Origin of the sequence: Streptomyces sp. R28, assembly GCF_041052385.1 — a bacterium.
Taxonomy (GTDB): Bacteria; Actinomycetota; Actinomycetes; order Streptomycetales; family Streptomycetaceae; genus Streptomyces.
Map to the genome: position 1 here is coordinate 6,139,302 of NZ_CP163439.1, position 26,165 is coordinate 6,165,466.

23 protein-coding genes and 3 pseudogenes are annotated in these 26,165 nt (G+C 70.4%); 12 read left to right on the plus strand and 14 right to left on the minus strand.

The annotated features are described in order from the left end of the window. The first annotated feature begins 126 nt into the window (after positions 1–126). From AB5J49_RS27455 to AB5J49_RS27470, 4 genes are read left to right on the plus strand one after another with little or no spacing between them, the layout of a single operon-like run. Positions 127–900 (plus strand): redox-sensing transcriptional repressor Rex, encoded by a 774-nt coding sequence (locus tag AB5J49_RS27455; RefSeq protein WP_328880091.1) that lies wholly within the window; start codon positions 127–129, stop codon positions 898–900. After that, complete coding sequence (locus tag AB5J49_RS27460; RefSeq protein WP_369171426.1) at positions 897–2,642, plus strand: glutamyl-tRNA reductase; 1,746 nt, start codon at positions 897–899, stop codon at positions 2,640–2,642. Before AB5J49_RS27455 ends, AB5J49_RS27460 begins: the two co-directional genes overlap by 4 nt. After that, positions 2,639–3,598 carry a hydroxymethylbilane synthase gene (gene hemC, locus AB5J49_RS27465; RefSeq protein WP_369171427.1) on the plus strand — a complete coding sequence of 320 codons (960 nt, stop codon included), beginning with the start codon at positions 2,639–2,641 and terminating at the stop codon, positions 3,596–3,598. Before AB5J49_RS27460 ends, hemC begins: the two co-directional genes overlap by 4 nt. Further along, complete coding sequence (locus AB5J49_RS27470; protein WP_369171428.1) at positions 3,595–5,301, plus strand: uroporphyrinogen-III synthase; 1,707 nt, start codon at positions 3,595–3,597, stop codon at positions 5,299–5,301. The genes hemC and AB5J49_RS27470 overlap by 4 nt, the downstream gene beginning before the upstream one ends. A gap of 210 nt (positions 5,302–5,511) precedes the next feature. Here AB5J49_RS27470 and AB5J49_RS27475 read toward each other — a convergent pair whose 3' ends face one another. Beyond that, on the minus strand, positions 5,512–6,897 hold the full coding sequence (locus tag AB5J49_RS27475; protein WP_369171430.1) for an FAD-binding oxidoreductase: 1,386 nt from the start codon (positions 6,895–6,897) through the stop codon (positions 5,512–5,514). A 259-nt stretch (positions 6,898–7,156) separates the two neighbouring features. Here AB5J49_RS27475 and hemB point away from each other — a divergent pair, with 259 nt between their 5' ends. After that, complete coding sequence (gene hemB, locus AB5J49_RS27480; protein ID WP_369171431.1) at positions 7,157–8,158, plus strand: porphobilinogen synthase; 1,002 nt, start codon at positions 7,157–7,159, stop codon at positions 8,156–8,158. 28 nt (positions 8,159–8,186) lie between these two features. On the opposite strand, the gene AB5J49_RS27485 is transcribed toward hemB, so the two are convergent. After that, a complete protein-coding gene (locus tag AB5J49_RS27485; protein ID WP_369171433.1) occupies positions 8,187–8,381 on the minus strand; it encodes a hypothetical protein in 195 nt (64 codons plus the stop codon). Between the two features lie 249 nt (positions 8,382–8,630). Between AB5J49_RS27485 and AB5J49_RS27490 the strand changes: the two are divergent. The 3 genes and pseudogenes from AB5J49_RS27490 to AB5J49_RS27500 all read left to right on the plus strand — a co-directional run. After that, a pseudogene (locus AB5J49_RS27490) lies at positions 8,631–8,825 on the plus strand (SAM-dependent methyltransferase); the annotation flags it as partial. A gap of 92 nt (positions 8,826–8,917) precedes the next feature. Further along, a complete protein-coding gene (locus AB5J49_RS27495; protein WP_369171434.1) occupies positions 8,918–10,126 on the plus strand; it encodes a PLP-dependent aminotransferase family protein in 1,209 nt (402 codons plus the stop codon). 71 nt (positions 10,127–10,197) lie between these two features. After that, complete coding sequence (locus AB5J49_RS27500; RefSeq protein WP_369171436.1) at positions 10,198–11,031, plus strand: arylamine N-acetyltransferase; 834 nt, start codon at positions 10,198–10,200, stop codon at positions 11,029–11,031. Positions 11,032–11,041: 10 nt separating this feature from the next. On the opposite strand, the gene AB5J49_RS27505 is transcribed toward AB5J49_RS27500, so the two are convergent. The 4 genes and pseudogenes from AB5J49_RS27505 to AB5J49_RS27520 form a co-directional block, all read right to left on the minus strand. After that, a complete protein-coding gene (locus AB5J49_RS27505) occupies positions 11,042–11,860 on the minus strand; it encodes a DUF4253 domain-containing protein (protein ID WP_369171437.1) in 819 nt (272 codons plus the stop codon). Between the two features lie 43 nt (positions 11,861–11,903). After that, positions 11,904–12,401, minus strand: a complete 498-nt coding sequence (locus AB5J49_RS27510; protein WP_369175284.1) for a DUF2690 domain-containing protein — start codon at positions 12,399–12,401, stop codon at positions 11,904–11,906. A gap of 384 nt (positions 12,402–12,785) precedes the next feature. Continuing rightward, positions 12,786–12,968: pseudogene (locus AB5J49_RS27515) on the minus strand (helix-turn-helix domain-containing protein); the annotation flags it as partial. Further along, positions 12,965–13,792, minus strand: a complete 828-nt coding sequence (locus AB5J49_RS27520) for a peptidoglycan-binding protein (protein ID WP_369171439.1) — start codon at positions 13,790–13,792, stop codon at positions 12,965–12,967. The pseudogene AB5J49_RS27515 and the gene AB5J49_RS27520, both read right to left, overlap by 4 nt. Before the next feature lie 318 nt (positions 13,793–14,110). Between AB5J49_RS27520 and AB5J49_RS27525 the strand changes: the two genes are divergently transcribed. Beyond that, the gene (locus tag AB5J49_RS27525; protein ID WP_369171441.1) at positions 14,111–14,566 is read left to right on the plus strand and encodes a peptidoglycan-binding protein; all 456 of its coding nucleotides are present in this window, start codon (positions 14,111–14,113) and stop codon (positions 14,564–14,566) included. A gap of 81 nt (positions 14,567–14,647) precedes the next feature. Here AB5J49_RS27525 and argS read toward each other — a convergent pair whose 3' ends face one another. Continuing rightward, on the minus strand, positions 14,648–16,405 hold the full coding sequence (argS, locus tag AB5J49_RS27530; protein ID WP_369171442.1) for an arginine--tRNA ligase: 1,758 nt from the start codon (positions 16,403–16,405) through the stop codon (positions 14,648–14,650). Positions 16,406–16,649: 244 nt separating this feature from the next. On the opposite strand from argS, the gene lysS reads away from it, so the two are divergent. Beyond that, positions 16,650–18,395: a lysine--tRNA ligase gene (gene lysS / locus AB5J49_RS27535; protein WP_369171443.1), complete on the plus strand. Its 1,746-nt coding sequence runs from the start codon at positions 16,650–16,652 to the stop codon at positions 18,393–18,395. A gap of 103 nt (positions 18,396–18,498) precedes the next feature. Here lysS and AB5J49_RS27540 read toward each other — a convergent pair whose 3' ends face one another. The 3 genes from AB5J49_RS27540 to AB5J49_RS27550 form a co-directional block, all read right to left on the minus strand. Beyond that, positions 18,499–19,842: a DUF2637 domain-containing protein gene (locus AB5J49_RS27540; RefSeq protein ID WP_369171445.1), complete on the minus strand. Its 1,344-nt coding sequence runs from the start codon at positions 19,840–19,842 to the stop codon at positions 18,499–18,501. 193 nt (positions 19,843–20,035) lie between these two features. Further along, positions 20,036–20,941 (minus strand): DUF3558 family protein, encoded by a 906-nt coding sequence (locus AB5J49_RS27545; RefSeq protein ID WP_369171446.1) that lies wholly within the window; start codon positions 20,939–20,941, stop codon positions 20,036–20,038. A 137-nt stretch (positions 20,942–21,078) separates the two neighbouring features. After that, the gene (locus AB5J49_RS27550; RefSeq protein ID WP_369171447.1) at positions 21,079–21,942 is read right to left on the minus strand and encodes a DUF3558 domain-containing protein; all 864 of its coding nucleotides are present in this window, start codon (positions 21,940–21,942) and stop codon (positions 21,079–21,081) included. Positions 21,943–22,157: 215 nt separating this feature from the next. Here AB5J49_RS27550 and AB5J49_RS27555 point away from each other — a divergent pair, with 215 nt between their 5' ends. Then, positions 22,158–23,351, plus strand: coding sequence for an RtcB family protein (locus AB5J49_RS27555; protein ID WP_369171449.1), 1,194 nt, complete (start codon positions 22,158–22,160; stop codon positions 23,349–23,351). Between the two features lie 130 nt (positions 23,352–23,481). Here AB5J49_RS27555 and AB5J49_RS27560 read toward each other — a convergent pair. The 4 genes and pseudogenes from AB5J49_RS27560 to AB5J49_RS27575 all read right to left on the minus strand — a co-directional run. Next, positions 23,482–23,679: pseudogene (locus tag AB5J49_RS27560) on the minus strand (hypothetical protein); the annotation flags it as partial. A 144-nt stretch (positions 23,680–23,823) separates the two neighbouring features. Beyond that, positions 23,824–24,579: a tyrosine-protein phosphatase gene (locus AB5J49_RS27565; RefSeq protein WP_369171451.1), complete on the minus strand. Its 756-nt coding sequence runs from the start codon at positions 24,577–24,579 to the stop codon at positions 23,824–23,826. 43 nt (positions 24,580–24,622) lie between these two features. Next, positions 24,623–24,748: a hypothetical protein gene (locus tag AB5J49_RS27570; protein WP_369171453.1), complete on the minus strand. Its 126-nt coding sequence runs from the start codon at positions 24,746–24,748 to the stop codon at positions 24,623–24,625. Continuing rightward, positions 24,748–25,524, minus strand: coding sequence for an SDR family NAD(P)-dependent oxidoreductase (locus AB5J49_RS27575; protein ID WP_369171454.1), 777 nt, complete (start codon positions 25,522–25,524; stop codon positions 24,748–24,750). Before AB5J49_RS27575 ends, AB5J49_RS27570 begins: the two co-directional genes overlap by 1 nt. Positions 25,525–25,733: 209 nt before the next feature. Between AB5J49_RS27575 and AB5J49_RS27580 the strand changes: the two genes are divergently transcribed. After that, positions 25,734–26,162, plus strand: coding sequence for an ester cyclase (locus tag AB5J49_RS27580; RefSeq protein WP_369171456.1), 429 nt, complete (start codon positions 25,734–25,736; stop codon positions 26,160–26,162). Positions 26,163–26,165 lie beyond the last annotated feature (3 nt).

The window sequence follows — 26,165 nt, forward strand, 5'->3', positions numbered from 1 at the left end:
GTCACGTTGGGCGGGCAAATCGGACACCATCTTTGTGCACGCGTTCACAAAGACATAGCCTGCTGTCGACGGGGCGGTCTGGGTACGTGTGACCGCCTACAGCCCCGCTCTACCCGCAGGAGCACCGTGGCAACTGGCCGAACTCACCGACCGGCGACCCGCAGCCGAGGGATTCCCGAGGCCACCGTCGCCCGGCTTCCGCTGTACCTCCGAGCCCTCACGGCGCTGTCGGAGCGCTCGGTACCCACGGTCTCGTCCGAGGAGCTCGCGGCCGCGGCGGGGGTCAATTCCGCGAAGCTGCGCAAGGACTTCTCGTACCTCGGGTCGTACGGCACGCGGGGTGTCGGCTACGACGTCGAGTATCTCGTCTACCAGATCTCGCGTGAGCTGGGGCTGACCCAGGACTGGCCGGTTGTGATCGTCGGTATCGGTAACCTCGGCGCCGCGCTCGCCAACTACGGCGGGTTCGCCTCCCGTGGGTTCCGGGTCGCCGCGCTCATCGACGCCGATCCGGCGATGGCGGGCAAGCCCGTCGCCGGGATTCCCGTGCAGCACTCCGACGACCTGGAGAAGATCATCCAGGACAACGGCGTGTCGATCGGTGTCATCGCCACTCCCGCCGGTGCCGCCCAGCCGGTCTGCGACCGGCTCGTGGCCGCCGGGGTCACCTCCATCCTGAACTTCGCGCCGACCGTGCTGACCGTCCCGGACGGCGTCGACGTGCGCAAGGTGGATCTGTCGATCGAGCTGCAGATCCTCGCCTTCCACGAGCAGCGCAAGGCCGGTGAGGAGGCCCACGCCCACGCCGACGGTGCCGGACCGGCCGCCGTCACCCGCGAGTCCGACCGATCCACCGACCAGGGGCCCGACGGGGACGTACCCGCCGTGATGCCGGCATGAGTCTCCTCGTCGTAGGGCTGAGCCACCGCAGCGCCCCGGTCAGCGTCCTGGAGCGCGCGGCGCTCGGCGCGGACGCCCAGATCAAGCTGCTGCAGGACACGGTCGCCGCCGAGCCGACCGCCGAGGCCGCCCTGCTGGCCACCTGCAACCGCATCGAGCTGTACGCCGACGTGGACAAGTTCCACGCCGGTGTCGCCGAGCTGTCCACGCTGCTCGCCCAGCACAGCGGGGTGGGGCTGGAAGAGCTCACGCCCTACCTGTACGTGCACTACGAGGACCGGGCCGTCCATCATCTGTTCTCGGTGGCCTGTGGGCTCGACTCCATGGTCGTGGGGGAAGGCCAGATCCTCGGGCAGATCAAGGACTCCCTCGCCAAGGCCCAGGAGCTGCACAGCGCCGGGCGGCTGCTGAACGACCTGTTCCAGCAGGCCCTGCGCGTCGGCAAGCGCGCCCACTCCGAGACCGGGATCGACCGCGCCGGACAGTCCCTGGTCACCTTCGGCCTGCAGCAGCTGTCCTCCGGCAGGCCCGTCGAGGACTGGGCCCGCGGCAAGAAGGCCCTGGTCATCGGCGCCGGTTCGATGTCCTCCCTGGCCGCCGCCACGCTCGCGCGCGCCGGGATCGCCGAGATCGTCGTCGCCAACCGCACCTTCGACCGCGCTGAGCGGCTCGCTGAGATCCTGAGCCAGGCCGATGACACGGACGTGCTGGCCCGCGCGGTACCGATGGAGTCGGTGCCGGTCGAGCTGACACGTGCCGACGTCGCCGTCTCCTGTACCGGCGCCACCGGGCTCGTCCTCACGGCCGAGGAGGTCGCGGCGGCGGTCGAGGGCCGTACCGGGCGGCCGGTCGCCTTCGAGGGGGCCGAGGCCGGCGGTCGTACGACGGCCAAGGCGCCCGCGGCCAGGACCAACGCCGACAGCGGCGACGTACGGCAGACTCCGCTGCCGCCCACCAGCGTCGGTACCGACGAGGGCTGTCCGCTGGACCTGCCCGCCGTGCAGGGAGGCTTCTCCGTGATGGGGGAGGCCGCCGTCGCCGGAATGGACGCGGCCACGCTGGAGCAGCACGCGGCCTGGGCCGGGGGTGGTGCCGTCGACCGCCGCGAGGCCGCCCGGCGCAGCCCCGAGGCCGACGCCGAGCTGATCACCGCGCTCGCCGCGACCGTGGCCACCGTCGGCCGGATCCCCGAGCGCCGCAAGCCCGAGCCCGTCGCCGAGGCGCCCCGCCCCGCGCCGGTCCTCGCCCTCCTCGACCTCGCCATGCCGCGCGACATCGACGCCGCCGTGCACCGGCTGGCCGGGGTGCGGCTGGTCGACATCGAGTCGCTGGCGGAAGCTTCCGCCGACGCTCCGATGGCGGCCGACGTCGACCAGGTCCGCCGTATCGTTTCGGACGAGGTCGCGGCCTTCGGGGCTGCGCAGCGGGCCGCGCACATCACGCCCACCGTCGTCGCGCTGCGCACGATGGCCGCCGATGTCGTGGCGAACGAGATCGCCCGCCTGGAGGGCCGTCTGCCGGGCCTCGACGACAAGCACCGCAGCGAGATCACGCAGACCGTGCGGCGCGTGGTCGACAAGCTGCTGCACGCGCCGACCGTGCGGGTCAAGCAGCTCGCCGCCGAGCCCGGCGGCGCCGGGTACGCGGACGCGCTGCGGACCCTGTTCGACCTCGACCAGGAGACGGTGGCCTCCGTCTCGCGCGCCGAGGACAGCACCGAGAAGAACCGAGGCCCACGATGACTCAGCAGCCACTACGGCTCGGCACCCGGCGCAGCAAGCTCGCCATGGCCCAGTCCGGGCAGGTCGCGGACGCCGTGAGCCAGGTGACCGGACGGCCCGTCGAGCTGGTCGAGATCACCACGTACGGCGATGTCTCCCGCGAGGCGCTCGCGCAGATCGGCGGCACCGGCGTGTTCGTCACCGCCCTGCGCGACGCGCTCCTCAACGGCGAGGTCGACTTCGCGGTGCACTCCCTGAAGGACCTGCCGACCGCGCAGCCCGGGGAACTGGTCCTGGCGGCCGTTCCGGAGCGGGAGGACCCGCGCGATGTGATCGTCGCGCGGGACGCACTGAAGCTCACCGACCTGCCGCGCGGGGCGCGCATCGGTACGGGTTCGCCGCGCCGGATGGCGCAGTTGAACGCGTACGCGCGCAGCCACGGGCTGGACATCGAGACGGTCGCGATCCGCGGGAACGTGGATACCCGGATCCGGTACGTGCGCGATGGTGAGCTGGATGCGGTGGTGCTTGCTGCGGCTGGGTTGCGGCGCATCGGCCGGATCGATGAAGTGACCGACTTCCTGTCGGTCGACACGGTTTTGCCCGCCCCCGGCCAGGGGGCCCTGGCGATCGAGTGCACCGCGGACAACGCGGACCTCATCGCCGCGCTCGGCGAACTCGACGACCCGTTCACGCGGGTCGCCGTGACCGCCGAGCGATCACTGCTCGCCGCCCTGGAGGCCGGCTGCTCCGCCCCTGTGGGCGCGCTGGCCGACCTGCTGGCCGACGGGCAGATTGTCAAGGAAATGCGCCTGCGCGGCGTCGTCGGCACGACCGACGGCACGCGGATGGTGCAGCTGTCCACCACCGGTCCCGTGCCCGAGGCGCACGACCAAGCGCTGGCGCTCGGTCGCGAACTCGCTACCGAGATGCTTGCCCAGGGCGCGGCCGGTCTGATGGGGGAGCGAGCACAGTGAGCCCCACCACTCTTCCCGCCGGCCTTGAACACGGGCACGTCACCTTCCTCGGTGCCGGACCCGGGGATCCGGGGCTGCTGACTCTGCGCGCCGTCGAGGCGCTGGCGAACGCGGACGTACTCGTCGCCGAGCACGAGGTGCTCGACGTCGTACGCCAGCACGCCAGAGCCGGTGTCGCCGAGGTGCACACGGACACGGGTCCCGATTCGGACGCCGCTCCGGGCACAGGCACGCCCCAGCTAGCGGTAGTTGACGGCGCGTCAACGACCGCTGCGCTACCCGCGGTGCGGGATGCCGCACATCTTGTCATGGAGGCCGCACGCAACGGCAGGCGGGTCGTGCGTGCCGTGTCCGGGGATCCCGGGCTCGACGCGTACGCCGCCGAGGAGATGCTCGCGTGCGCCGCGGCGGGCGTGCCGTTCGAGGTCGTGCCGGGCGTTGCCGCGGCCGTAGGCGTGCCGGCGTATGCCGGTGTGCCGTTGCGGGACGCGCAGGGCGCGGACGTGCGGTTCGTGGACGCGCGGACGGCTTCGGACCGGTGCTGGACCGAGGTCGGGGCGTCGGACGGGACGGTTGTCGTGTCGACGACGCTGGATTCCGTGGGCGCGGCCGCGGGTGAGCTGGTGTCGGCGGGGCGTAAGCCCGATACGCCGATGACGGTCACTGTCGCGGGTACGACGACGCGGCAGCGGACCTGGACCGCGACGCTCGGGACCATCGCGCAGACGCTGAAGCAGGCCAAGGTGCTGCCCTCGCCCGAAGGCGGGCGGCCGGTGATAGCCGTGGTCGGTGAGCGTTCTGCCGCTGCTCAGCGTGAGCAGTTGTCGTGGTTCGAGTCCAAGCCGCTGTTCGGGTGGCGAGTGCTCGTGCCGCGCACGAAGGAGCAGGCTGCTTCGCTCTCCGACCAGTTGCGGTCGTACGGGGCCGTGCCGCATGAGGTGCCGACGATCGCCGTCGAGCCGCCGCGGACGCCGCAGCAGATGGAGCGGGCGGTCAAGGGGCTTGTCACCGGGCGGTACGAGTGGATCGCCTTCACCTCGGTGAATGCGGTCAAGGCCGTGCGGGAGAAGTTCGAGGAGTACGGGCTTGATGCTCGGGCGTTCGCCGGGATCAAGGTGGCCGCGGTGGGGGAGCAGACCGCGAAGGCGTTGATCGCCTTTGGCGTGAAGCCGGATCTCGTGCCCAGTGGGGAGCAGTCGGCTGCGGGGCTGCTTGAGGACTGGCCGCCGTACGACCCCGTTTTTGATCCGATCGACCGGGTGTTCCTGCCTCGGGCGGACATCGCGACGGAGACCTTGGTGGCTGGGCTCATCGAGCTGGGCTGGGAGGTCGATGACGTCACGGCCTATCGGACCGTGCGGGCTTCGCCGCCGCCGGCCGATACGCGGGAGGCGATCAAGGGGGGTGGCTTTGATGCCGTTCTCTTCACGTCGTCGTCCACGGTGCGGAATCTGGTGGGGATCGCCGGCAAGCCGCACAACGTGACGGTGATCGCTTGTATCGGGCCTGCTACCGCGAAGACTGCTGAGGAGCATGGGCTTCGGGTGGATGTGATGGCTCCGGAGCCGTCTGTGCACAAGTTGGCCGAGGCGTTGGCCGACTTCGGTATGCGGCGGCGGGCTGCTGCGGTGGAGGCTGGGGATCCGGTTACTCGGCCGAGTGAGCGGCGGCCGGGGGCTCGGCGGGGGCGGTCCACTACGTAGGTGTGGGGGCGGTGGTGGTGGGGTGACGGCCGGGAGGTTTTCGCCCCCGCCGCCCCTGCCCGTCCCATCCTGAAGGGGCGCTGCCCCTGCGACCCCGGTTCCTGGGGGCTGCCGCCCCCAGACCCCCGCTTCGGCTCTGGACGGGCCTCGTCCTCAAACGCCGGACGGGCTGAGATGGCTCTGGGCCGGCGTGGAGAGTCACCGTTCGCGTTACGCCGTCACCGTGTGGCCGAAGCGGAGCAGGTTGGACGGGTCGTAGGTGGATTTGTCCTGGCGTAGGCGGTTGTAGACCTCGGGGGTCCAGGCTCGGGCGCGGTCGGTGGCGTCGCCCGGGGTGCCGTGGATGTTGACCATCGTGTAGCCCGTGCCGTAGGGAGTCATCGCCGCGTGCAGGGCTTTTGTGGCCTGTTCTATGGCCTCGGCCGCTGGTGGGGCGGCCAGGACGCCCACCGTTTCCAGGAGGTAGTTCGCGTCTCGGGCGCAGATCGCGTCCTCCAGGCGGGCGGGGCGGGAGAGGGCGCCGCCCATGTGGCGGATCTCCACCAGGAGCAGGGGGCAGTCGGGGGCCTCTGGGCCTACCTGGGAGAGGAACGTGCGGATCGCCTCCGGGGTCAGGTCGCGCAGCAGGGCGCAGGACTCCCTTGCGGGGAGCGGGTCCTGCGGCTCCATGTAGATGCGGTCCACCTCGGCGTACGGCATTTCCTCCACCGTGTCGACCGCCACCGGGGCGGCCGCGCGGATCGGGGCCAGGAGGCGCTCGCCCTCGGTGGGGTCGGCTGTGTAGGCGACCGCCACTCGGGCCCAGAAGCCGCCGCGCAGGGGCTCGGGGATCTGCGGGATGGGGGGCAGGCGCAGGAGGCTGAAGGCGCTGCACATTTCCTCGGGGACCTGGTGTGTCCAGTCCGCCCAAGTGGTCAGCAGCGCTTCTGCGTGCTCCCCGGGGCAGTAGATGCCGCCGCCGAGGACCGTGGGGAGGCGGAGCAGTTCGAAGGTCAGGGACGTGACCACGCCTACGTTGCCCTTGCCGCCGCGCAGTGCCCAGAACAGTTCGGGCTCGTGGTCCGGGTCGCACTCGCGGAGCGTGCCGTCGGGCGTGGCGACCTGGAAGGAGCGCACCAGGTCGGCCGCGTAGCCGTAGGTCCGGCCGAGCACCGGCAGGCCGCCGCCCAGGGTGTAGCCGACCACGCCGGCGTCCGACGCGGAGCCGTTGAGGGCGGCGAGGCCGTGTGGTGCGGCCGCGTCCAGGACGTGGCGCCACTTCGCGCCCGCCGCGACGGTGGCCAGGCGCTGGTCCGGGTCGATGGTTACGTCGGTCATGCGGGTCGTGTTGATCAGCAGGCCGTGGTCTATCGGGAAGTTCGCGCCGTGGCCCGTGGCCTGGACCGCGACCGGGGTGCCGGTGGCCGTCGCCCAGCGCAGGGCCGTCACGATGTCGTCGGCGCCTGTCGCGCCCACGACCACGTCGGGCGTGTGCAACGCGGCCAGATTGAAGCCCGTGACCTCGTCGGCGTAGCCGTCGTCGCCGGGGCGCAGGACCGGGCCGTGGAGGTCGGAGAGGGCGAAGAGGTCGGGGGTGTTGTGGTGGGTGGCGGTCATCGCGTCCTCCGTGGTGTGCGTAGGTACGGAGGGACGGCGGCGGCGAGGCCGGAGAGAGCGAGGGGGCGGGGCCGTCGGGGTCCTTGCGTTCGAGGGATGGGCAGGTGGGAGCCCACCCGGGATCTGGCGGGGCCTTGGGGCCCTTTCTTCAGGATGGACCCGGCGGGTGGGGGCGCGCATGCGGGCCGTCCGGGGGTGCACTCCCGTGCCGACGTGACGTCGGCAAAGGTGCTGCCGGGGCGGGCGTAGCGTAGGTGGCATGACGACGTACGGATCCTTCCCCGGCACGCGGCCGCGGCGTCTGCGGACCAGCCCCGTGATGCGGCGCATGGTCGCCGAGACCAGGCTGCACCCCGCCGACTTCATCCTCCCGGCCTTCGTACGCGAGGGCGTCAGCGAACCGGTGCCGATCGCCACCATGCCGGGCGTGGTCCAGCACACTCGGGACAGCCTGAAGAAGGCGGCCGCGGAGGCTGTGGCGGCCGGCATCTCCGGGATCATGCTCTTCGGGGTGCCCGAGGAGGAGAAGAAGGACGCTCTGGGTACGCCCGGTACCGATCCGGACGGGATCTTGCAGGTCGCCCTCCGGGACGTGCGGGCCGAGGTGGGGGACGAGCTTCTCGTCATGTCCGACCTGTGCCTCGACGAGACCACCGATCACGGGCACTGCGGAGTGCTCGACGCCGAAGGGCGCGTCGACAACGACGCCACCCTGGAGCGGTACGCCGAGATGGCGCAGGTGCAGGCCGACGCGGGCGCCCATGTCGTCGGGCCCAGCGGGATGATGGACGGGCAGATCGGCGTCATTCGCGATGCGCTCGATCAGATCGGGCGGGAGGACGTCGCCGTCCTCGCCTACACCGTCAAGTACGCCTCCGCTTTCTACGGGCCCTTCCGGGAGGCCGTCGCCTCCTCGCTGCAGGGGGACCGCAAGACGTATCAGCAGGATCCGGCGAATGTGCGGGAGGCCCTGCGCGAGCTCGCCCTCGACCTGGAGGAGGGCGCCGACATGGTGATGGTCAAGCCGGCCGGGCCCTACCTCGACATCCTGGCGCGGGTCGCCGACGCGGTGGACGTGCCGGTCGCCGCCTATCAGATCTCCGGTGAGTACTCGATGATCGAGGCCGCCGCCGAGAAGGGCTGGATCGACCGGGACCGGGCGATCCTCGAGACGCTGACCGGCATCAAGCGGGCGGGTGCGCGCAACATCCTCACCTACTGGGCTACGGAGGCGGCGCAGAAGCTGGGCCGCCTCCAGTAACGGGCGGGTACGAGGGCCGAAAGTTCGGTCACGGTTGGTCGGACGGTGCCTTCGACGGTGTGGTGGGAGCCGTGGCCGTGGGGCTCGTCGGGGTGGACGGGCCCTCGTCGCGCAGGCCCTGGCCGTCCTCGCACGCGGTGAGCGTGAGCGCGGTGATCGCCACCAGGGTGGCGGCGAGCAGCCGGGCGCGGGGTCGGCGGGCGGGGAGTGCGGACGCGGACATGGGGTGGGCCCTCTCCTTGGGTGGGGGTTGGGATCGCGGCTCAGCCTGCGTGATCATCCGTCCCGGCCGCCACCTTCGGCCGCAAATTCGGGACGCCCGAGTGGATGGACCGGGGCTGACCTGCGGGGATGGTACGTCCCGGCGGGGTGGCGTGGGACGCCGGGAGCGGTGAGATCCGGCGTGGGCACCATCGAGTACCGCCCGGAGTCGGGTTCGCGGGCGGAGGCCGAGCGGGGCTTCGCCGGTGGCGGGCTGGAGTCGGCCGAGCCGGGGGTCGTGCCCGTGCACCGCCGGCGGCCGGACGGGGCGGCGCCTGTTCCCGTGTCGGCGGACGCCGGCCGGAGGGCGGGCCTCGACGACATCGAGAAGGTGCGGCACCGGGACATCGACGATGTGACGGACGCGGACATCGACGTCTACGGGGCGGTGGGGTCCGTATCCTGAAAAGCTGGTTGTAGACGGCACCTAATTCTCTAGGCTGCCCGGCACGAGCTGTCACCCGCCATCCTCGTCCTGGCAGTCGAAGGAGCCGTGTCATGACCGTCATCCAGCCCGCACCCCACCACGCCCGAGCCGTCGTGCCGCCGCTTGCGACGCGGGCCCGGTCGGTCGGCGGCTCGCCGCTGCGGGACATCCTGGCCGTCACGGCCCGCCCCGAGGTCATCAACTTCGCAGGCGGACTGCCGGCGCCGGAGCTGTTCGACCGGGAGGGCATCGCGGCCGCCTTCCGCGACGTACTCGCCGAGACGCCGGGGCGGGCACTCCAGTACGCCACGACGGAGGGCGAGCCCAGCCTGCGCACCGGGCTCGCCGCCCGCATCTCGGCACGCGGCCTCGCGACCGACGCCGACGACCTGCTCATCACCACCGGCTCCCAGCAGGGCCTGTCCCTCCTCGCCACCGCGCTGCTCGACCCCGGTGACACGGTCCTCGTCGAAGACCCCTGTTATCTGGCGGCACTTCAGGCCTTCGGCTTCGCGGGCGCGCGGGTCGTCGCCGTGCCGGGGGACGCGCACGGGGTGGACGCGCGGGCGCTGGAGGAGTTGGTCGTGCGGGAGCGGCCGAAGTTCTTCTACACCGTGCCGACCTTCCAGAACCCGACCGGCAGAACCCTGCCCGCCGAGCGCCGGGAGGCCGTCGCGGAGGTCGCCGTGCGGTGCGGGCTGTGGATCGTCGAGGACGACCCGTACGGCGAACTCCGCTACGAGGGTGAGCGGGTGCCCTGGATCGCCTCGTACCCGGGTGCGGAGGACCGTACGGCGCTGCTCGGCTCCTTCTCCAAGGTGATGGCGCCGGGGATACGGGTGGGCTGGCTGCGCGCGCCCGCTGCCCTGCGGCGCGCGTGCGTGGTCGCCAAACAGGCCGCCGACCTGCACACCCCGACCGTCAACCAACTCGCCGCCGCCCGCTACCTCACCGGCCTCGACGCACACGTGGCCCGCGTCAGGGACGTCTACCGCGAACGCCGCGACGCCATGCTGGCGGGCCTGCCCGGCGCCCTCCCGGAAGGCTCCACCTGGAACCGTCCCGAGGGCGGCATGTTCCTCTGGGCTCGTCTGCCGGAGTCGTACGACACGACGGCCCTGTTGCCGAAGGTGGTGGAGCACGATGTCGCCTACGTCCCCGGCGCGCCCTTCTACGCCGGTGAGCCCGACCGGTCGACGCTGCGGCTGTGCTTCGTGACGCAGACGCCGCAGGAGATCGGGGCGGGGCTGGAGCGGCTGGGGAGGGGGCTGCGGTCCTAGGGCCAAGGTTCCAGGAGGGGGTGGACTCAGGACGGCAGACGGGTCGGGGTGCGGGTTCCTAAGGTGAAGCCATGTCCGACACCATGCGGTTCGACCTCGACGCGTATCTCCGGCGGATCGGTTGGGAGGGGGAGCGGCGGGCCGACGCGGCGACGCTGCGGGGAGTGCACCTGGCGCACCTGCGGGCCCTTCCCTTCGAGAACCTGGACGCCCTCAGGCGTAGGGCTCCGTCCCTCGACCCGGCCGACCTCATGGCCAAGCTGGTGCACAGTCGGCGCGGCGGCTACTGCTACGAGCACAACACCCTGTTCGCGTGCGCGCTGGAGGCGCTGGGCTTCACGGTGACGCGACTGGCCGCGCGCGTCGTCGTGGGCGCGGACCGCATCGAGAGCCGCCCGCGCACCCACATGGCGCTGCTCGTCGAGGCCCCCGGCGATCCGCAGCCGTATCTCGCGGACGTCGGCTTCGGCGCGATCGGCGCACTGCTGGAACCGGTGCCCCTGACGGCCGGGGTCGAGTTCCGGGACGCGGAGCGCCGGCACCGGCTCGCCCACGCGCCGCACGACGGGCCGCTTCAGCTGTGGCTGCTCCAGGCGCACGACCGGGCGAAGGACGACTGGGCCGACCAGTACGCGTTCACCCTGGAGCCGTTCGAGAAGCCCGACTTCGAGGTCATCAACTGGCACATAGGGACCAACCCGCGCTCGCCCTTCACCCAGCGCCTCTACGTCCAGAGCGTCACCGCCGAACGCCACCTCCTCCTCAACGGCCGTCTCCTGACGAAGACGCGGGCGGACGGGACGGCCGTCGAGCGCGAGGTGACCGAGGAGGCGGAGGCGCGGCGGCTGCTGGAGGAGGAGTTCGGGATCGACGTGCCGGAAGGGATGCGGCTGCTGCCGCAGTGAGGGGACGCGGTCAGTCCCACCAGAAGTGCCATGCAGGCTGCCCGAGGAGCTGGTTCTCGGCGTAGGCGCGCAGGGTCGTGTCGCTGCCCTGCCAGATGTTGTCCGGGCAGAACGCGAAGTGCTCGGCGGCCAGGGCCTCCGCCTCGGCGAGGGTGGTGGGCGGTGCGGCGACGGACACCAGCAGGGTGTCGAAGCCGAGGGCGACGGTCCGTATGCCGAACCGGTCCTCCCAGGAGCGGAGCACCGCGGACAGACGGCCGGTGTCGTTCTCGTGGTTCGCAGGACCCATCCAGCCGATCGCCGTCGGGATGTCCGCGCTGCGGCGGGCCGGGACGAGGGCGAGACGGGGGTCCTTGAAGGGGCCACTGCCGTCGAGGAGGGAGTCCACGACGCCGGAGGCGACCGATTCGGGGTCCGTGGCAGGGACTTCGGGGGCGTGGCCGACGTCTTCGGGGCCGGGGGCGGAGTGGGCGTGCTCGGTGGGGACCAGACCGGGCCAGTCCACGTCCTCCTGCGCGCACTCGTCCCAGAACTCCTCCAGCACCTCCTCCGCGTCGTGATCCCCGGGGTACGACATCTCGGCGGGCATCAACTCCCACAGCTCCGGCCCGCCGTGACCGGCACCGACGTCGAGGAGGACCGGGAGCAGACCGAGGGCCGGTGCCGTGCGCCGGAGCGCGGCCCAGTCACCGGGAGCCGCCGGGCCGTCCGCCAGCCACAGCAGCGGCTCGTGCCACGGCCCGTCGTCGGTCGCGTCGACAAGGGCGCCGGGCGGGAGGTGCAGGCCGAGGGACGCGAGCCTCGGCAGAGGGTTCGGAAGTGTCGCCATGTCGGTGAACTGTAGGCGCCGGCACTGACAATGAGCAGCGCCCTCACTTGGCCACACGGGCGTCGAAGCAGTCTCCCTCGCCGCCCGCCGCCGGTCGGAAACAGGCCCGGACGACGGTTCCGGGATGAGCCGCGGTCATGGGGGTGTAGACGTAGGAATCCGCGTCGATGGTGTTCTGGACCTCGGCGCTGCGGGCGCCGCCCCCCTCACGGCCGTCACGACCACTCGCCGTCATCTCGATCCGGTCGCCGACGCGCGTCCCCCACATCCGGGCCCAACTCGTCCCGCACTCCACGCTGTAGCGCAGCTCCATCCAGGCGCCGCCGGCGGTGCGGTGCGTGGCGAGGGTGGCCGGTTCGGCGGCGCACCTCATCTGCATTGGGCTCTTGCCCTCGCAGCCCGCTCCCCGGCAGCGCGGCCCGGTCGCGGCCGGGGCCGGGGTCAGCGACGAGCGCGGCTCGCCGTCCCGGTGCGGCAGCAGGAGGGCCACCGCCGCCACGCCTCCGATGGCCAGGGCACACACCGAGGCGAGGACCGCCACGACCGCGGCACTCCGGTGCACGGCGGTGTCGGCGGTGGCGGTGGAGGTGGAGGTAACAGGAGGCGGGGCGCTGTCGGCGGGCGTGGCGATGCCGGTGTGCGTGGCCTCCTGCGGAGATGGAGACGGAGACGGAGACGAAGACCGAGACAGAGACCGAGACCGAGACCGAGACGGAGACGGAGACGAAGCGGGTGTCGGTGTCCCGGCCGGGGCGCGGGTGGGAGACGGAGTCGCGGTCGGACGTGGCGGCGAGGGCGAAACCGGCGCCAGGGACGTGGCCGGCGATGAAGATCGCGGCGCGTGCGCCGTCGGCCCGCACCGTCCGCTGCCCTCCGACTCCGCGATCTCCCACAGCGCCAGACAGCGCCCCTCCGGCTCGCCGGCGAGGCGGCACAGCTCCTGCACCGCGTCGCGTGGTGGCAGCGTCCTGCCGTTGAGGTAGCGGTCCCAGGACGACTTGCTGAACGCGGTCTTCGCCGCGAGGCCGGCCAGGCTCAGGCCCGTGCGTGCCTTCAACTCCCGTAGCGCGGCGGACAGTCGGCTCCGTTCCGGCGACGGCGCCGTCATCCCCGTAGGGCCTTCCAGGTGTGCGGCCCGACGATGCCGTCCACGACCAGCCCCGCCTGCTTCTGCACCTGCTTGACCGCGCGTTCCGTCACCGGACCGAAGATCCCGTCGATGCCGCCCGGCGAGATGCCCGCCCTGCGCAGCAGACACTGCGCCTCGGCCACCTCCGGCCCGGCGTGGCCGTTCGCCAGGATGGCGTCCTGAGTGCGGCTGTTGCCCGCGTACCAGCGCCCGTCGATCCGCTCGACGCGGCAGGAGTACGTGGGCCCTTCCAGGGGCGCCGACCGCGGGGCCGATGCCGACGCCGGTGCCGACGTGCCGGTCGCGGCGAGGGGAGCCGGCGGATGCTCCTGCGCACCGCCGCCGGCCAGTCGTACGACGAGGAAGACGGCAGTGGAGACGGCCAGCACCAGCGCCACGGCCCCCGCCACCAGTGCGATGCGCAGCGAACGGCCGGGCGACCGCGCCCCGGTGGCGTCGGCGGAGAGGAACTCCGGCTGTGCCGCCGCCGCTTCCGGTACGGGCGCCTCCGCCACGGTCGCCGCCGCCCCGTGCCGGTTCCCCCACGCGTCCGTGGCGACCTCGTGCAACGCCAGCAGCCGAGTCGGATCCTCACCCCCGACCCGGGCCAGCGCCTCGACGGCCTCCCGGGGCGGTAGCGACCTGCCGCCCAGATACCGTTCCCAGGACTTCGCGCTGTACCCGGTCCTCGCCGCCAGCTGCCGCAGGCTCAGCCCGCTGTGATCCTTCAGGCGGCGTAACCGCACCGCCAACTGCCGCACGCGCGGATCCAGTTCCGCGGGCAGCGCTGCCCAACGCGACATGTTCCCCCCACTCGCGTTCACGGTCCGGGCCCGCAGTCCGTGGTCGGTGTCCCCCGAGCCCCGTCGCATTCTGCATCAGCATCCACGGCCCGCACCGGAAGCCGGTTCCCGCACCGGTTCGGAATCGGCCACCGGCCGCCACAGCCGTCCCGCCGTGCCGTCTCCGCGGATGGTGTTTTTGCAGGTCAACGGGTGGGACGTCCCGCGAGGACGTCACTTCTGCGGCAACTGTGGCAACCCTCGTCGCCGGCCCCGCACTCTCGAATCGCCAGCCCGGCGGCACGGACCGCCACCCGACCGAGATCAAGAGGGAAACATATGCGACCGAATGTCTGGACCCGGACCCTCGTCAGCGTCAGCGCCGTCGTCGGCCTCGCCGCCGGAGGCCTCGCGACAGCGGGCACCAGCTTCGCGGCACAGGACGTGAAGCCGGCCGTGCGCTCCGAGGTCTCCGTCCTCGCGGTGAACAACCTCGGCCTGAGCACCACGGAGGCCAGGTACGTCCAGTGCTGGCTCCAGGACTACTGGGACTACAACGGCGCCCTTGACGGGCAGCTGGGCACCAACAGCTGGAAGGCGATGCAGCGCAACCTCCACAAGCACTGGGGTTACAACGACAGCATCGACGGAATCGTCGGCAAGAACACCATCATGGCGCTGCAGCGTTCGATGAAGGCACATCAGGGCTACGACGGCGAGATCGACGGCATCGCCGGACCGAAGACCAAGGCCGCGTTCAAGCGATTCGCGGCCGACTCCAAGCCGTACTGCTGAGCCGACCTGACGACCGCACAGACGGCGCGGCCCGTCCTCCCTTCGGGGGAGAGGACGGGCCGCGCGCACGTCATCAGGCGCTCACAGCCGCTCGGGCGTCCGGATGCCCAGCAGGGCCATGCCCTGCTGCAGGGTCCGGGCCGTCACGTCGCACAGGAACAGGCGGTTCTCCACCTGTTCGGGCGTCTCGGCCTTCAGCACCGGGCACTTGTCGTAGAACGACGTGTACAGCGACGCCAGCTGGTACAGGTACGCCGCCAGCTTGTGCGGGGCGTACTCCGCGGCCGCCTCGAAGACCGTGTCGCCGAACGCATCCAGGTGCAGACCGAGCGCCCGCTCCGCCGGGGCGAGTTCGAGCTCGGGGCGCGCGGCCGGCTTCGTCTCGCCCGCCTTGCGCAGGATCGACTGGATCCGGGCGTACGCGTACTGCAGGTAGACGGACGTGTCGCCGTTCAGCGAGACCATCTGGTCCAGGTCGAACTTGTAGTCCCGGCTCGGCGACGTCGACAGGTCCGCGTACTTCACGGCACCGATGCCGACCTGCGCCGCCCGCTCCTGGATCTCGTCCTCGGTGAGGTCCTGCGCCTTCTCCCGTACGACCTCGGCGGCCCGCTGCACGGCCTCGTCCAGCAGGTCCTCAAGACGTACGGTCTCGCCCTCACGCGTCTTGAACGGCTTGCCGTCCGCGCCGAGCACCGTGCCGTAGCCCATGTTGTGCGCGGTGACGTCGTCGCCGAGCCAGCCCGCCCGGCGAGCGGTCTCGAAGACCATCTTGAAGTGGAGCGACTGGCGTACGTCCACGACGTACAGCAGCGTCGTCGCGTGCAGGTCGACCACGCGGTTGCGGATCGCGGTCAGGTCGGAGGCCGCGTAGCCGAAGCCGCCGTCGGCCTTCTGCACGATCAGCGGCACCGGCTGGTCGTCCTTGCCGCGGATCTCGTCGAAGAACACCACCAGCGCGCCCTCGGAGCGCACCGCGACGCCCATCTCCTCCAGGAGGCGGGCGGTCTCGGGCATGCCCTCGTTGTACGCGGACTCGCCGACGATCTCCTCGTCGCGGATCTCCATGTCGAGCTTCTCGAAGACCGAGTAGAAGTAGACCTTCGACTCGTCCACGAACTGCTGCCACAGCTCGAGCGTCTCCTTGTCGCCGGACTGGAGGGCTACGACCCGCTTACGGGCCCGCTCCTTGAACTCCTCGTCCGAGTCGAAGACCGCACGCGAGGCCTTGTACACCCGGTTCAGGTTGCTCATCGCCTGCTCGCCGTCGACGTCGGCCGCGGGGGCCAGCTCGCCGGGGTTCTCGAACAGGTACTGGATGAGCATGCCGAACTGGGTGCCCCAGTCGCCGATGTGGTGCCGGCCGATCGTCTGCTCGCCGGTGAAGTCGAGCATGCCGCGCAGGGCGTCGCCGATGACCGCCGAGCGCAGGTGGCCGACGTGCATCTCCTTCGCCACGTTCGGCTGGGCGTAGTCGACGACCGTGATGCCCGCGTTCTCCTTCAGCGGCACGCCGAGGCGCTCGCCGTCCGCGTGCCGCGCGGCGAGGTTCTCGGTGATCGCCTTGTCGGTGATCGTGATGTTGAGGAAGCCGGGGCCGGAGACCTCGACGTCCTTGATCACGTCACCGGTGACGATGTTGCCGACGACCTGCGTCGCCAGCTCCCTCGGGTTCGACTTGGCCTTCTTGGCGAGGGCCAGGATCCCGTTGGCCTGGAAGTCCGCCCGGTCGCTGCGTCGCAGGAGCGGGTCGACGTCGGTCGCCTCCGGCAGGGTGGCCGAGAGGGCGGACGCGAGCTGCTGCTGGACGGAGTCGCTGAGGGACGTGACCGGGGCCATGGGGTGGGAGCCGTTCTCCTCGGGGGATCAGATAGACACGGTCAGTATCCCATGGGGGGTCCAGCGGTTTTCCTTTGGCCGCGGGCCGGTGGGGGCTTGTCGCGCAGTTCCCCGCGCCCCTGAGCAGGCGGCTGCGCCGCCTGTCGGGGGCGGTCCCGCAAAGGCGTTTTCGTCGTTGCCCTCCTTGCTGGGACAATGGACGGCGCCGGCTGTTGACCGTACGGCCGCCTGGAGAAAGAAGGACGTGCCGATCGTGGCTCAGAGCACCGAGACCACCGACTGGGTCTCCCGTTTCGCGGATGAGGTCATCGAGGAGTCGGAGCGTCGGGCCCCGGGCAAACCGGTCGTCGTCGCATCCGGACTCTCCCCCTCCGGACCCATCCACCTCGGCAACCTGCGCGAGGTCATGACCCCGCACCTCGTCGCCGACGAGATCCGGCGCCGCGGACACCAGGTCCGGCACCTGATCTCCTGGGACGACTACGACCGGTACCGCAAGGTGCCCGAGGGCATCGCCGGGGTCGACAAGGAGGCATGGACGGAGCACATCGGCAAGCCGCTGACCTCCGTCCCGGCCCCCAAGGGCTCGGCGTACCCGAACTGGGCCGAGCACTTCAAGGCGGCGATGATCGAGGCGCTCGCCGAGCTGGGCGTGGAGTTCGACGGGATCAGCCAGACCGCGCAGTACACCTCCGGCGTGTACCGCGAGCAGATCCTGCACGCCATGAAGCACCGCGGCGACATCGACGCCGTCCTCGCCCAGTACCGCACCAAGCCCAAGGGCGGCGCCAAGAAGTCGCAGAAGCCCCTCGACGAGGCCGAGCTGGAGGCCGCCGAGGGCTCCGGCGCGGCGAACGAGGACGACGGCAGCTCCGGTGCCGCCGGCTACTTCCCGTACAAGCCCTACTGCGGCAACTGCGAGAAGGACCTCACCACCGTCACCTCGTACATCGACGACACCACCGAGCTGTCGTACACCTGCGACGAGTGCGGCTTCGCCGAGACCGTCCGGCTCAACGAGTTCAACCGCGGCAAGCTGGTCTGGAAGGTCGACTGGCCCATGCGGTGGGCGTACGAGGGCGTCGTCTTCGAGCCCAGCGGCGTCGACCACTCCTCGCCGGGGTCGAGCTTCCAGGTCGGCGGCCAGATCGTCGGGATCTTCGGCGGCAAGCAGCCCATCGGACCCATGTACGCCTTCGTCGGCATCAGCGGCATGGCGAAGATGTCGTCCTCACGCGGTGGCGTGCCCACGCCCGCCGACGCGTTGAAGATCATGGAGCCGCAGCTGCTGCGCTGGCTGTACGCCCGGCGCCGGCCCAACCAGTCCTTCAAGATCGCCTTCGACCAGGAGATCCAGCGGCTCTACGACGAGTGGGACAAGCTGGACGCGAAGGTGGCCGACGGCTCCGCCCTGCCGGCCGACGTCGCCGCGCACTCCCGCGCGGTGCGCACGGCGGGCGGTGAGCTGCCGAGGACCGTGCGGCCGCTGCCGTACCGGACCCTCGCGTCCGTCGCCGACATCACCGCCGGGCACCAGGACCAGGCGCTGCGCATCCTCTCCGAGCTGGACCCGGAGAACCCGCTCGGCGCACTGGACGAGGCCCGTCCCCGGTACGACAAGGCCGAGGCGTGGATCAACACGCAGGTGCCCGCCGACCAGCGGACCATCGTGCGCGAGGAGCCCGACGCCGAGCTGCTGAAGTCCCTCGACGAGGCGTCCCAGCAGTCGCTGCGGCTCCTCCTCGACGGCCTGGAGTCGCACTGGTCGCTGGACGGGCTGACCCACCTCGTGTACGGCGTACCCAAGGTCCAGGCCGGGTTCTCCGCGGACGCCACGCCCAAGGAACTGCCGGCCGAGATCAAGACCGCCCAGCGGGCGTTCTTCGCGCTGCTCTACCACCTGCTGGTCGGGCGGGACACCGGTCCGCGACTGCCCACGCTGCTGCTGGCGGTGGGGCAGGAACGGGTCAGGCGCCTGCTCGGCGAGTAGCGAGTGAGCGCGTAAGCGCGTAAGCGCGTAAGCAAGTAAGCGGTACGAGAAAGGGGCCCTCTGGCGAGGGCCCCTTTCTGCTGCACGTCAGGTCTGCCGCACGTCAGGCGATGTGGTTCTCTTCCAGCTCCGCGTTGTAGAGGCGCGTGAACCGGTTGTACATGCGCTTGGCCTCGTCCGGCAGGAGCGCGGTGCCGAACTCCGCCTCGACGTTCTCGCCGAACTCGCGCGGGGTCGGGTAGCCGGTGCCGCCTATCGACTTCTTGAAGACCTGGTAGTAGTCCTCCTCGGTCGGATCCGCCGGCTCCGGCGGGCCGCCGCCCTCACCGAGCTGGCGGGTGCGGTTGGGGCTCACGGGGATCGGGAAGGTGCCGGTCTCCTCCGGGGAGGGCTCCTGGGCGGGGGGTTCCTCCTGGTACTGCTCCTGGTACTGCTCGGCCTGGAGCTGCTCCTGGTACCACTGGTCGTACTGTTCCTGCGGGTTGTACGCGGGGTCGTAGCCGCCCTGGTACTCCACGTTGCGCGGCGTGTTGAACCAGTCCTGTACGTAGTCCGCCTGCTCGGGGCCCGGGACGGCGACCAGCTCGGGGCGCTCGTCCGGCCCGGGGCGCTCCTCGGTAGGAGGCGCCGCCTGCTGAGGTGCCGCCTGCTGTGCTGCGGCCTGCTGAGGGACGGGCGCCGCCACAGCGGCACGACCACCCGCAGCCGGAACCGCTTCCCGCGCCACGTCCGTCACCGGCGCCGCACCCAGCGCCTGCTTCGGCGCCGGCGGGAGCAGGGCCGGCTCGATGCCCGCTGCCGCCAGCCCCGCCGGAGCCGTCTCCGCCAGCGGGACCCCGTACCGGGCCAGACGCAGCGGCATCAGCGACTCCACGGGCGCCTTCCTGCGCCACGCCCGCCCGAAGCGGGACCGCAGCCGCGCCTGGTACACCAGCCGCTCCTGCTCCAGCTTGATGACCTGCTCGTACGAGCGGAGCTCCCACAGCTTCATACGACGCCACAACAGGAACGTCGGGACCGGCGAGAGCAGCCACCGGGTGAGGCGTACGCCCTCCATGTGCTTGTCGGCCGTGATGTCCGCTATGCGGCCGATCGCATGCCGGGCCGCCTCCACCGCCACCACGAACAGGACCGGGATCACGGCGTGCATGCCGACGCCCAGCGGGTCCGGCCAGGCCGCCGCGCCGTTGAAGGCGATCGTCGACGCCGTCAGCAGCCAGGCCGTCTGACGCAGCAGCGGGAACGGGATGCGGATCCACGTCAGGAGAAGGTCGAGGGCGAGCAGGACACAGATACCCGCGTCGATGCCGATCGGGAACACATAACTGAAGTTCCCGAAGCCCTTCTTGATGGCCAGCTCGCGGACGGCCGCGTAGGAACCGGCGAAGCCGATGCCGGCGATGATCACAGCGCCGAACACGACCACACCGATGAGAATGCGGTGCATCCGAGTCAGCTGCAGTGGCGCGGCCACTCGTACTCCCCTCCCAGTGCATGTTGTTGCGCGCAACAGAGTGGCACATCCGTGCGTCGTACGGATTCACGGACGACGGGAGCCCGGTCCCTGGAGGGGGCCGGGCTCCTGCAACAGACGGGGCTGAGCTGCGCGTTGTGACGCAGCGGTGGGGCAGGTGTGACGGTCAGCTCTTCTTCGACGCTGACTGGGACGGGGACCTGGACGCCGCCTTCGAGGCGTCGGCCGAAGGAGACTTCGACGGAGTCTTCGAGGCCGACTTCGAAGGGGTGCTGCTCGGCGTGCCCGCACTCCCGCTGCCGCCACCGCTGCCGTTCGCCTTCGTCACCGCGGCCACCGCCTCCTTGGCCGCCTTCTGCGCGAGCTTGTTCAGGCTGTCCGCACTCGGGGTCTTCTCACCGGCCAGACCGGCACCGTTGTAGTCGAGCATCACGACGACGTTCTCGACCCGGGCCACGACCGTCTCCTGCTTGAAGGAACCCTCCTTCTTCTTCAGGTCGTAGCGCACCGCCGTCGCCTCGTCGCCCACCCCGGCGACCGGCTCCGACTTCACGTTCTTCGCACCGGACACCGAACGGGCGTCCTGCACCTGCGCCTCGTAGTGCTCCCGCGCCAGCTTGTCGCCCGACCCGCGCGTGACGTCCGAGTCGAAACGCAGCAGGGAGACGTTGAGCCAGCGGAACTGCGAGCCCTTCACACCGTTGTTGTCCAGGCTGCTCCAAGAGCAGGAGCCGCGCGTCGACGCGTCGTCCGACGAGCCCTCCTTGCCGGACTTCGCCTTCGGAACCAGGTCCTCCAACGTCTTCTTCGACAGCACCTTGCACGGCTGCGGAAGTGCCTTGTACACGGCCGCCTGCACCGTCGGCGACGGACTCACGGACGCGGACGCCGACGGCGAGGTCTTCGCGCCGTCAGCGGCTCCGTCGTCCGAACCGGAGTCGGAGGAACAGCCCGTGGCGATCAGCATCACGGGCACGGCCGCCGCGCAGACAAGGAATCGGTGAAGGCCCTTCACCCGCTGCTCACGCTGGTCACGCCGGTCACGCTGCTCTCGCTCTGCTGCTCGCTGCATGGTTCCTTCACTCATGACTGACACTCGTGGTTCCTGCGGTCGGATCGGGTCCGAGGGGCCACGGTACGCGGTGAAGAAGGTGTGTGGTCTCGTTTCGGTTACGTCGCACGCAGGCGTACGGGGGTCACCGAGAGGCGTCACTCCGCCAGCGCGTCCGCCAGCTGCGCCGCCAGTTTCTGGGCCCTGTCCTGCATTTCCTCGCTGTCCGGGACCGCGCCGACCGTCGCCGGCTGCTCCTCGTACTCGATCCTCACGATCACGTTGGACGTGCGGAACACCACAGTCACCGTGCGCTGCTGAGCCGTCGAACCGGAGCTGCTGAGCTCGTCGTCGAGGAAGGCCTCGTCGCCGAGGTCCTCAAGGACACGGGGCTGGAGCTCCTCGGGGGTCGTCCCGTCGGTGGAGTCGGAGCCGGAGGGCGAGGCGGAGTCCGAGGGCGAGGCGGACGCGGACCCCGACGCCGAGGTCGAAGGCGAAGAGGAGGGGGAGGGCGAGCCGCTCGGATCGGTCGAGGACGTGCCCTCGTCGCCGCCGGTCTCGGAACTCGTCGGCTCGGGAAGGTCGGCCGCCTCCTGCTGGGTCGCGAAAAGCTCCTGCGCCTCGGTGTCGTCGCTGACCGCGCCGTCGTACGACACCACACGCTCGAAATCGACGAAGAGATGATCGGTGGCCTCGGCCGACTCGACCTTCCAGCGGCAGCCCACCTTGCGGTCGGTGTTGAACGTGAGCGTCGGCGTGCCCTCGTACGCCTTCTCGCGCTGCTCCTCGTCCGTGAGCTCCTCGATGCCGGGCAGGAGCGAGTCGAGGGTCTCCTCACCGACCACGTCGCAGGGGTCGGGGAGCGTGCTGTACCGGCCGGGCTCGGCCACCGCGCTCGCCGTACCCGAGTCGCCGGGGTTGGCGTCGTCGGTCGTGCCGCCGCTGTCGGAGCTGCCGGTGCAGCCGGCCAACAACGCCGCGAGGAGCGCGGCGACGCCGGATACGTACGCCTTCCGCTGCACGGTCAGGCTCCTCTCGACGGTGCTGTGTGGTCGGTCCGTTGCCGGTCTTGCAGCGTCCCCGCTGGTTAATCGCTTGCCGCGCGGGGGCGCTCCCTGGAGACAATGTGTATCGCACGCACCGCCGTGGACGCCGGTCCGCTGTCCCTTTTCAGCGACCTTGGCGCCGGTTTTGCGATTTCAGACTTGTATTTTCATTCCGGGGGATAGAGGGCGATATGTCGTACGTGGAGATGCCGGGCGCGAAGGTTCCCATCCGTATGTGGACCGACCCGGCGACGGTCGAGGACGGAGCTCTGCAGCAGCTGCGCAACGTCGCGACGCTGCCGTGGATCAAGGGGCTGGCGGTCATGCCGGACGTCCACTACGGCAAGGGCGCGACGGTCGGGTCCGTCATCGCGATGCAGGGGGCTGTGTGTCCTGCGGCCGTGGGGGTGGACATCGGGTGCGGGATGTCCGCCGTGAAGACATCGCTCACGGCGAATGATCTGCCGGGGGATCTGTCGCGGTTGCGGTCGAAGATCGAGCAGGCGATTCCGGTGGGGCGGGGGATGCATGACAGTCCTGTGGATCCGGGGCGGTTCCATGGGTTCGGTATGGCCGGGTGGGATGACTTCTGGGGGCGGTTCGATGGGGTTGCGGAGGCGGTGAAGTTCCGGGAGGAGCGTGCCGGAAATCAGATGGGAACGCTCGGATCCGGAAATCATATGATCGAGTTGTGTCTGGATCAGTCAAATTCGGTCTGGCTCATGCTGCACTCCGGTTCCCGGAACATCGGCAAGGAGCTGGCTGAGCATCACATCGGCATCGCGCAGAAGCTGCCGCACAACCAGGGGTTGGTCGACCGCGATCTCGCGGTGTTCGTCTCGGACACTCCGCAGATGGCGGCGTACCGGAACGACCTGTACTGGGCTCAGGAGTACGCCAAGTACAACCGCGCGATCATGATGGCGCTCCTGAAGGACGTGGTCCGGAAGGAGTTCAAGAAGGCGAAGCCGACCTATGAGGCGGAGATCTCCTGCCACCACAACTATGTCGCGGAGGAGCGCTACGAGGGCATGGACCTGCTCGTTACCCGCAAGGGTGCGATCCGTGCCGGCTCCGGTGAATTCGGAATCATTCCGGGTTCGATGGGCACCAGCTCGTACATCGTGAAGGGGCTCGGCAACGAGAAGGCCTTCAACTCGGCTTCGCACGGGGCCGGTCGGCGTATGAGTCGGAACGCGGCGAAGCGGCGCTTCACGGTTCGGGACCTGGAAGAGCAGACGCGGGGAGTCGAGTGCCGTAAGGACTCCGGCGTGCTCGATGAGATTCCGGGTGCTTACAAGAACATCGACCAAGTGATGGAGCGGCAGCGTGACTTGGTCGAGGTTGTGGCGAAGCTGAAGCAGTTCATCTGCGTGAAGGGCTGACAGCGTTGGGCGCGGCGATCGTGCGCCGCGCCCATCGCGAGCTGCTCAGTCCGGCAGCGGTACTACTCCGTGCAGCAATTTCCACCGACGGTTTTGGCAGGGGCTTGGGGAGTAGCCGAGTTCCGCCGCTGCTGCTGTAGTACGGCGTCAGCTTCTGGAACCTGCGCAGGAGATCAATGTCCCGGGCGTTGATTTCGACGGTCAACCTGCCCTTCTGGCCGACTCCTTGGTGTAGATGCCCGTCCGCCTGCAAGAAGCCAAACATGTACGCGTACTCGGGGACCTTCAAGTCCATGAACTGGTGGGCGATAGGCTCGCAGTCAGCCATGAGGAAGCTCATCCTTCCTTGCTGGCCAGGCCCTCGGTCGGGACCGGCATCCCGGTCGAGGGCCGTCGTTTTGATGTTGTGCCGCGAGCCTAGATCGCCAGTTCAGCATCCGTTCGGGTGATCGACGACGTTCACCCCTGTGAGTTACTCGGGCCGCCGCTCAAGGAGCTTGCTGCGCAGGGTCGTTGAGAGTGGTCCCGGGTTCAGGGACAGGGCTTTGGAGACGTAGCCCTCTATTCCGCCGTATTCAGTCGTCAGGGATGACAGGAACAGGCTCATCACCTCCGGCGGGGTCCTGTTGAAGCCCGGCCAGGTCGGGGTGGGGCCGTTGTTGAGGGCTTTCCATTCGGTCAGGAAGGCGGGGGCGGCCAGTTCGGTGAGGGTGTAGTCCTTGATGATCGTGGCCTCCGGCACTCCGAGCAGGCCGAGGATCAGGGCCGCCAGCAGGCCCGTGCGGTCCTTGCCCTTCGCGCAGTGGAAGGCCAGGGGAGTGTCCGACTCCGCTGCTTTCGCCACCAGCTCCAGCGCGCCGCGGATCTCCGCCGTGCCGTCCTGGGCCACCTCCAGGTAGCGCTCGGCGAGGTAGGGGCCGGGGGCCACGTCGGCGGTCAGGGTCGCCTGGTTGTACGGGCGGTGCTCGATGCTGAGGTTGTGGTACGTGAACGACGGGTGGTCCGGGATGCGGCCCCTGTTCTCGATCTCCCACGGGTAGCGCAGGTCGATCACCGTGCGGATGCCCAGGGAGAGGAAGCGGGACCAGTCCGGGGTGTCTTCCGTCAGCTTGCCCAGGGAGTCCGTGCGGTAGAGGCGGGCGGGGCGCACGCGGTGGCCGTCCGTCGTCGGGTAGCCGCCCAGGTCGCGGAAGTTGTGCAGTACGTCGAAGCGTATGTGTCTGTCCACGGGCTGTGACCATAGGTGGTCCCAGCCCGTCGCACCTGGCCTTTTACTTCGGCGCGTGTGTCACCGCGTAGATCATGACGAACGCCACGATGTGGATGCCGAAGAGGAAGTAGCCGAGCCACCACCACATCTGGCGTTCGTTGTGCGGGCCCTTGTCGCCGGCGGCCACTACAGCTCCCTGTGGACCTTCGTGTTGGAGGCCTGGGCCCGGGGGCGGACGACCAGGAGGTCGATGTTGACGTGGCTGGGGCGGGTGACTGCCCAGGTGATGGTGTCGGCGACGTCGTCGGCCGTCAGGGGGTCGGCCACACCCTGGTAGACCTTCGCCGCCTTTTCCTCGTCGCCGGCGAAGCGGGTGAGGGCGAACTCGTCCGTCTTGACCATGCCGGGCGCGATCTCGATGACGCGCACCGGGCGGCCGACGATCTCCAGGCGGAGGGTCTCGGCGAGGACGTGGGCGCCGTGCTTGGCGGCGACGTAGCCCGCGCCGCCCTCGTACGTGCCGTGGCCGGCCGTGGAGGAGACGACGACGATCGTGCCGTCGCCGCTCGCCTCCAGCTTCGGGAGCAGGGCCTGGGTGAGGTTCAGGGTGCCGATGACGTTCGTCTCGTACATCGTGCGCCACTCGGCGGGGTCGCCGGTGGCGACCGGGTCGGCGCCGAGTGCGCCGCCCGCGTTGTTGACGAGGACGCCGATCGTCTTGAAGGCCATCGCGAACTCGTCGACCGCGGCGCGGTCCGTCACGTCCAGCGGGTAGGCCGTCGCCGAGTGGCCGGCCGCGTTGATCTCCTCGGCCAGCGCCTCGATGCGGTCCTTGCGGCGGGCGGTCAGGACGACCCGGTAGCCGGCCGCGGCGAGCTGTCGTGCCGTGGCGGCGCCGATTCCGCTGCTCGCACCGGTGACGACGGCGATGCGGGAGGCGGCGGACGGTGCGGCGGTGGGCATGGCTGCTCCTCGTGCGGGTCGAAGTCCGGTGAGTCCGGACAGGGCCAGAGCGTCCGGACAGGGCCAGAGCGTCCGGAGACTGTCCGGCCAGGATAGGCGGGGTGGCTGTCCGGCTGTCCCGGCGGTTCGTGATCGCGTTCTGCGGGCGGCCGGTCGGGGGCGGTGGTGGGAGAATGAGGTGGGTGATCCTCCACCACGGGAGGTGGACCATGGGACAGGCACGCGAGGTCATGGACCGGCTGACCGAAGCAATCACCACGGCGGACCCCAAGGCCATCGCCGAGCTCTACGCGCAGGACGCGGTCGCCGTCACACCCGACGGCGGTGAGCTCCACGGGCGCGACGACATCGCCGCGTACTGGCGCCAGATGACGGAGATGGTTCCCGACGGCACGTACGAGTCGGTGCACGCGTACGAGGTCGGCAACACGGCCATCGACGAGGGGTTCTTCAGCGGGCGGAACACGGGGCCGATCCAGTTGCCCACCGGGGAGACGGTGGCGCCGACGCAGAAGGAGATCAGGATCCGCGGGGTGGACTTCGCCACCGTCGACGACAGCGGACACATCGTCGACTACCGGCTCTACTTCGACGAGATGGAGTTCCTGGAGCAGCTGGGGCTGCTGCCGCCGGCCTGACCT

Bases quoted from the DNA above. Each gene is read 5' to 3' on its own strand.
- AB5J49_RS27575 (WP_369171454.1), bottom strand. From the start codon at position 25,524: ATGCCCACCGCCGCACCGTCCGCCGCCTCCCGCATCGCCGTCGTCACC.
- AB5J49_RS27540 (WP_369171445.1), bottom strand. From the start codon at position 19,842: ATGCACCGCATTCTCATCGGTGTGGTCGTGTTCGGCGCTGTGATCATC.
- AB5J49_RS27460 (WP_369171426.1), top strand. From the start codon at position 897: ATGAGTCTCCTCGTCGTAGGGCTGAGCCACCGCAGCGCCCCGGTCAGC.
- AB5J49_RS27555 (WP_369171449.1), top strand. From the start codon at position 22,158: ATGTCGTACGTGGAGATGCCGGGCGCGAAGGTTCCCATCCGTATGTGG.
- AB5J49_RS27525 (WP_369171441.1), top strand. From the start codon at position 14,111: ATGCGACCGAATGTCTGGACCCGGACCCTCGTCAGCGTCAGCGCCGTC.
- hemC (WP_369171427.1), top strand. From the start codon at position 2,639: ATGACTCAGCAGCCACTACGGCTCGGCACCCGGCGCAGCAAGCTCGCC.
- AB5J49_RS27495 (WP_369171434.1), top strand. From the start codon at position 8,918: ATGACCGTCATCCAGCCCGCACCCCACCACGCCCGAGCCGTCGTGCCG.
- argS (WP_369171442.1), bottom strand. From the start codon at position 16,405: ATGGCCCCGGTCACGTCCCTCAGCGACTCCGTCCAGCAGCAGCTCGCG.
- AB5J49_RS27580 (WP_369171456.1), top strand. From the start codon at position 25,734: ATGGGACAGGCACGCGAGGTCATGGACCGGCTGACCGAAGCAATCACC.
- AB5J49_RS27520 (WP_369171439.1), bottom strand. From the start codon at position 13,792: ATGTCGCGTTGGGCAGCGCTGCCCGCGGAACTGGATCCGCGCGTGCGG.
- AB5J49_RS27545 (WP_369171446.1), bottom strand. From the start codon at position 20,941: ATGCAGCGAGCAGCAGAGCGAGAGCAGCGTGACCGGCGTGACCAGCGT.
- hemB (WP_369171431.1), top strand. From the start codon at position 7,157: ATGACGACGTACGGATCCTTCCCCGGCACGCGGCCGCGGCGTCTGCGG.
- AB5J49_RS27475 (WP_369171430.1), bottom strand. From the start codon at position 6,897: ATGACCGCCACCCACCACAACACCCCCGACCTCTTCGCCCTCTCCGAC.
- AB5J49_RS27500 (WP_369171436.1), top strand. From the start codon at position 10,198: ATGTCCGACACCATGCGGTTCGACCTCGACGCGTATCTCCGGCGGATC.
- AB5J49_RS27485 (WP_369171433.1), bottom strand. From the start codon at position 8,381: ATGTCCGCGTCCGCACTCCCCGCCCGCCGACCCCGCGCCCGGCTGCTC.
- AB5J49_RS27505 (WP_369171437.1), bottom strand. From the start codon at position 11,860: ATGGCGACACTTCCGAACCCTCTGCCGAGGCTCGCGTCCCTCGGCCTG.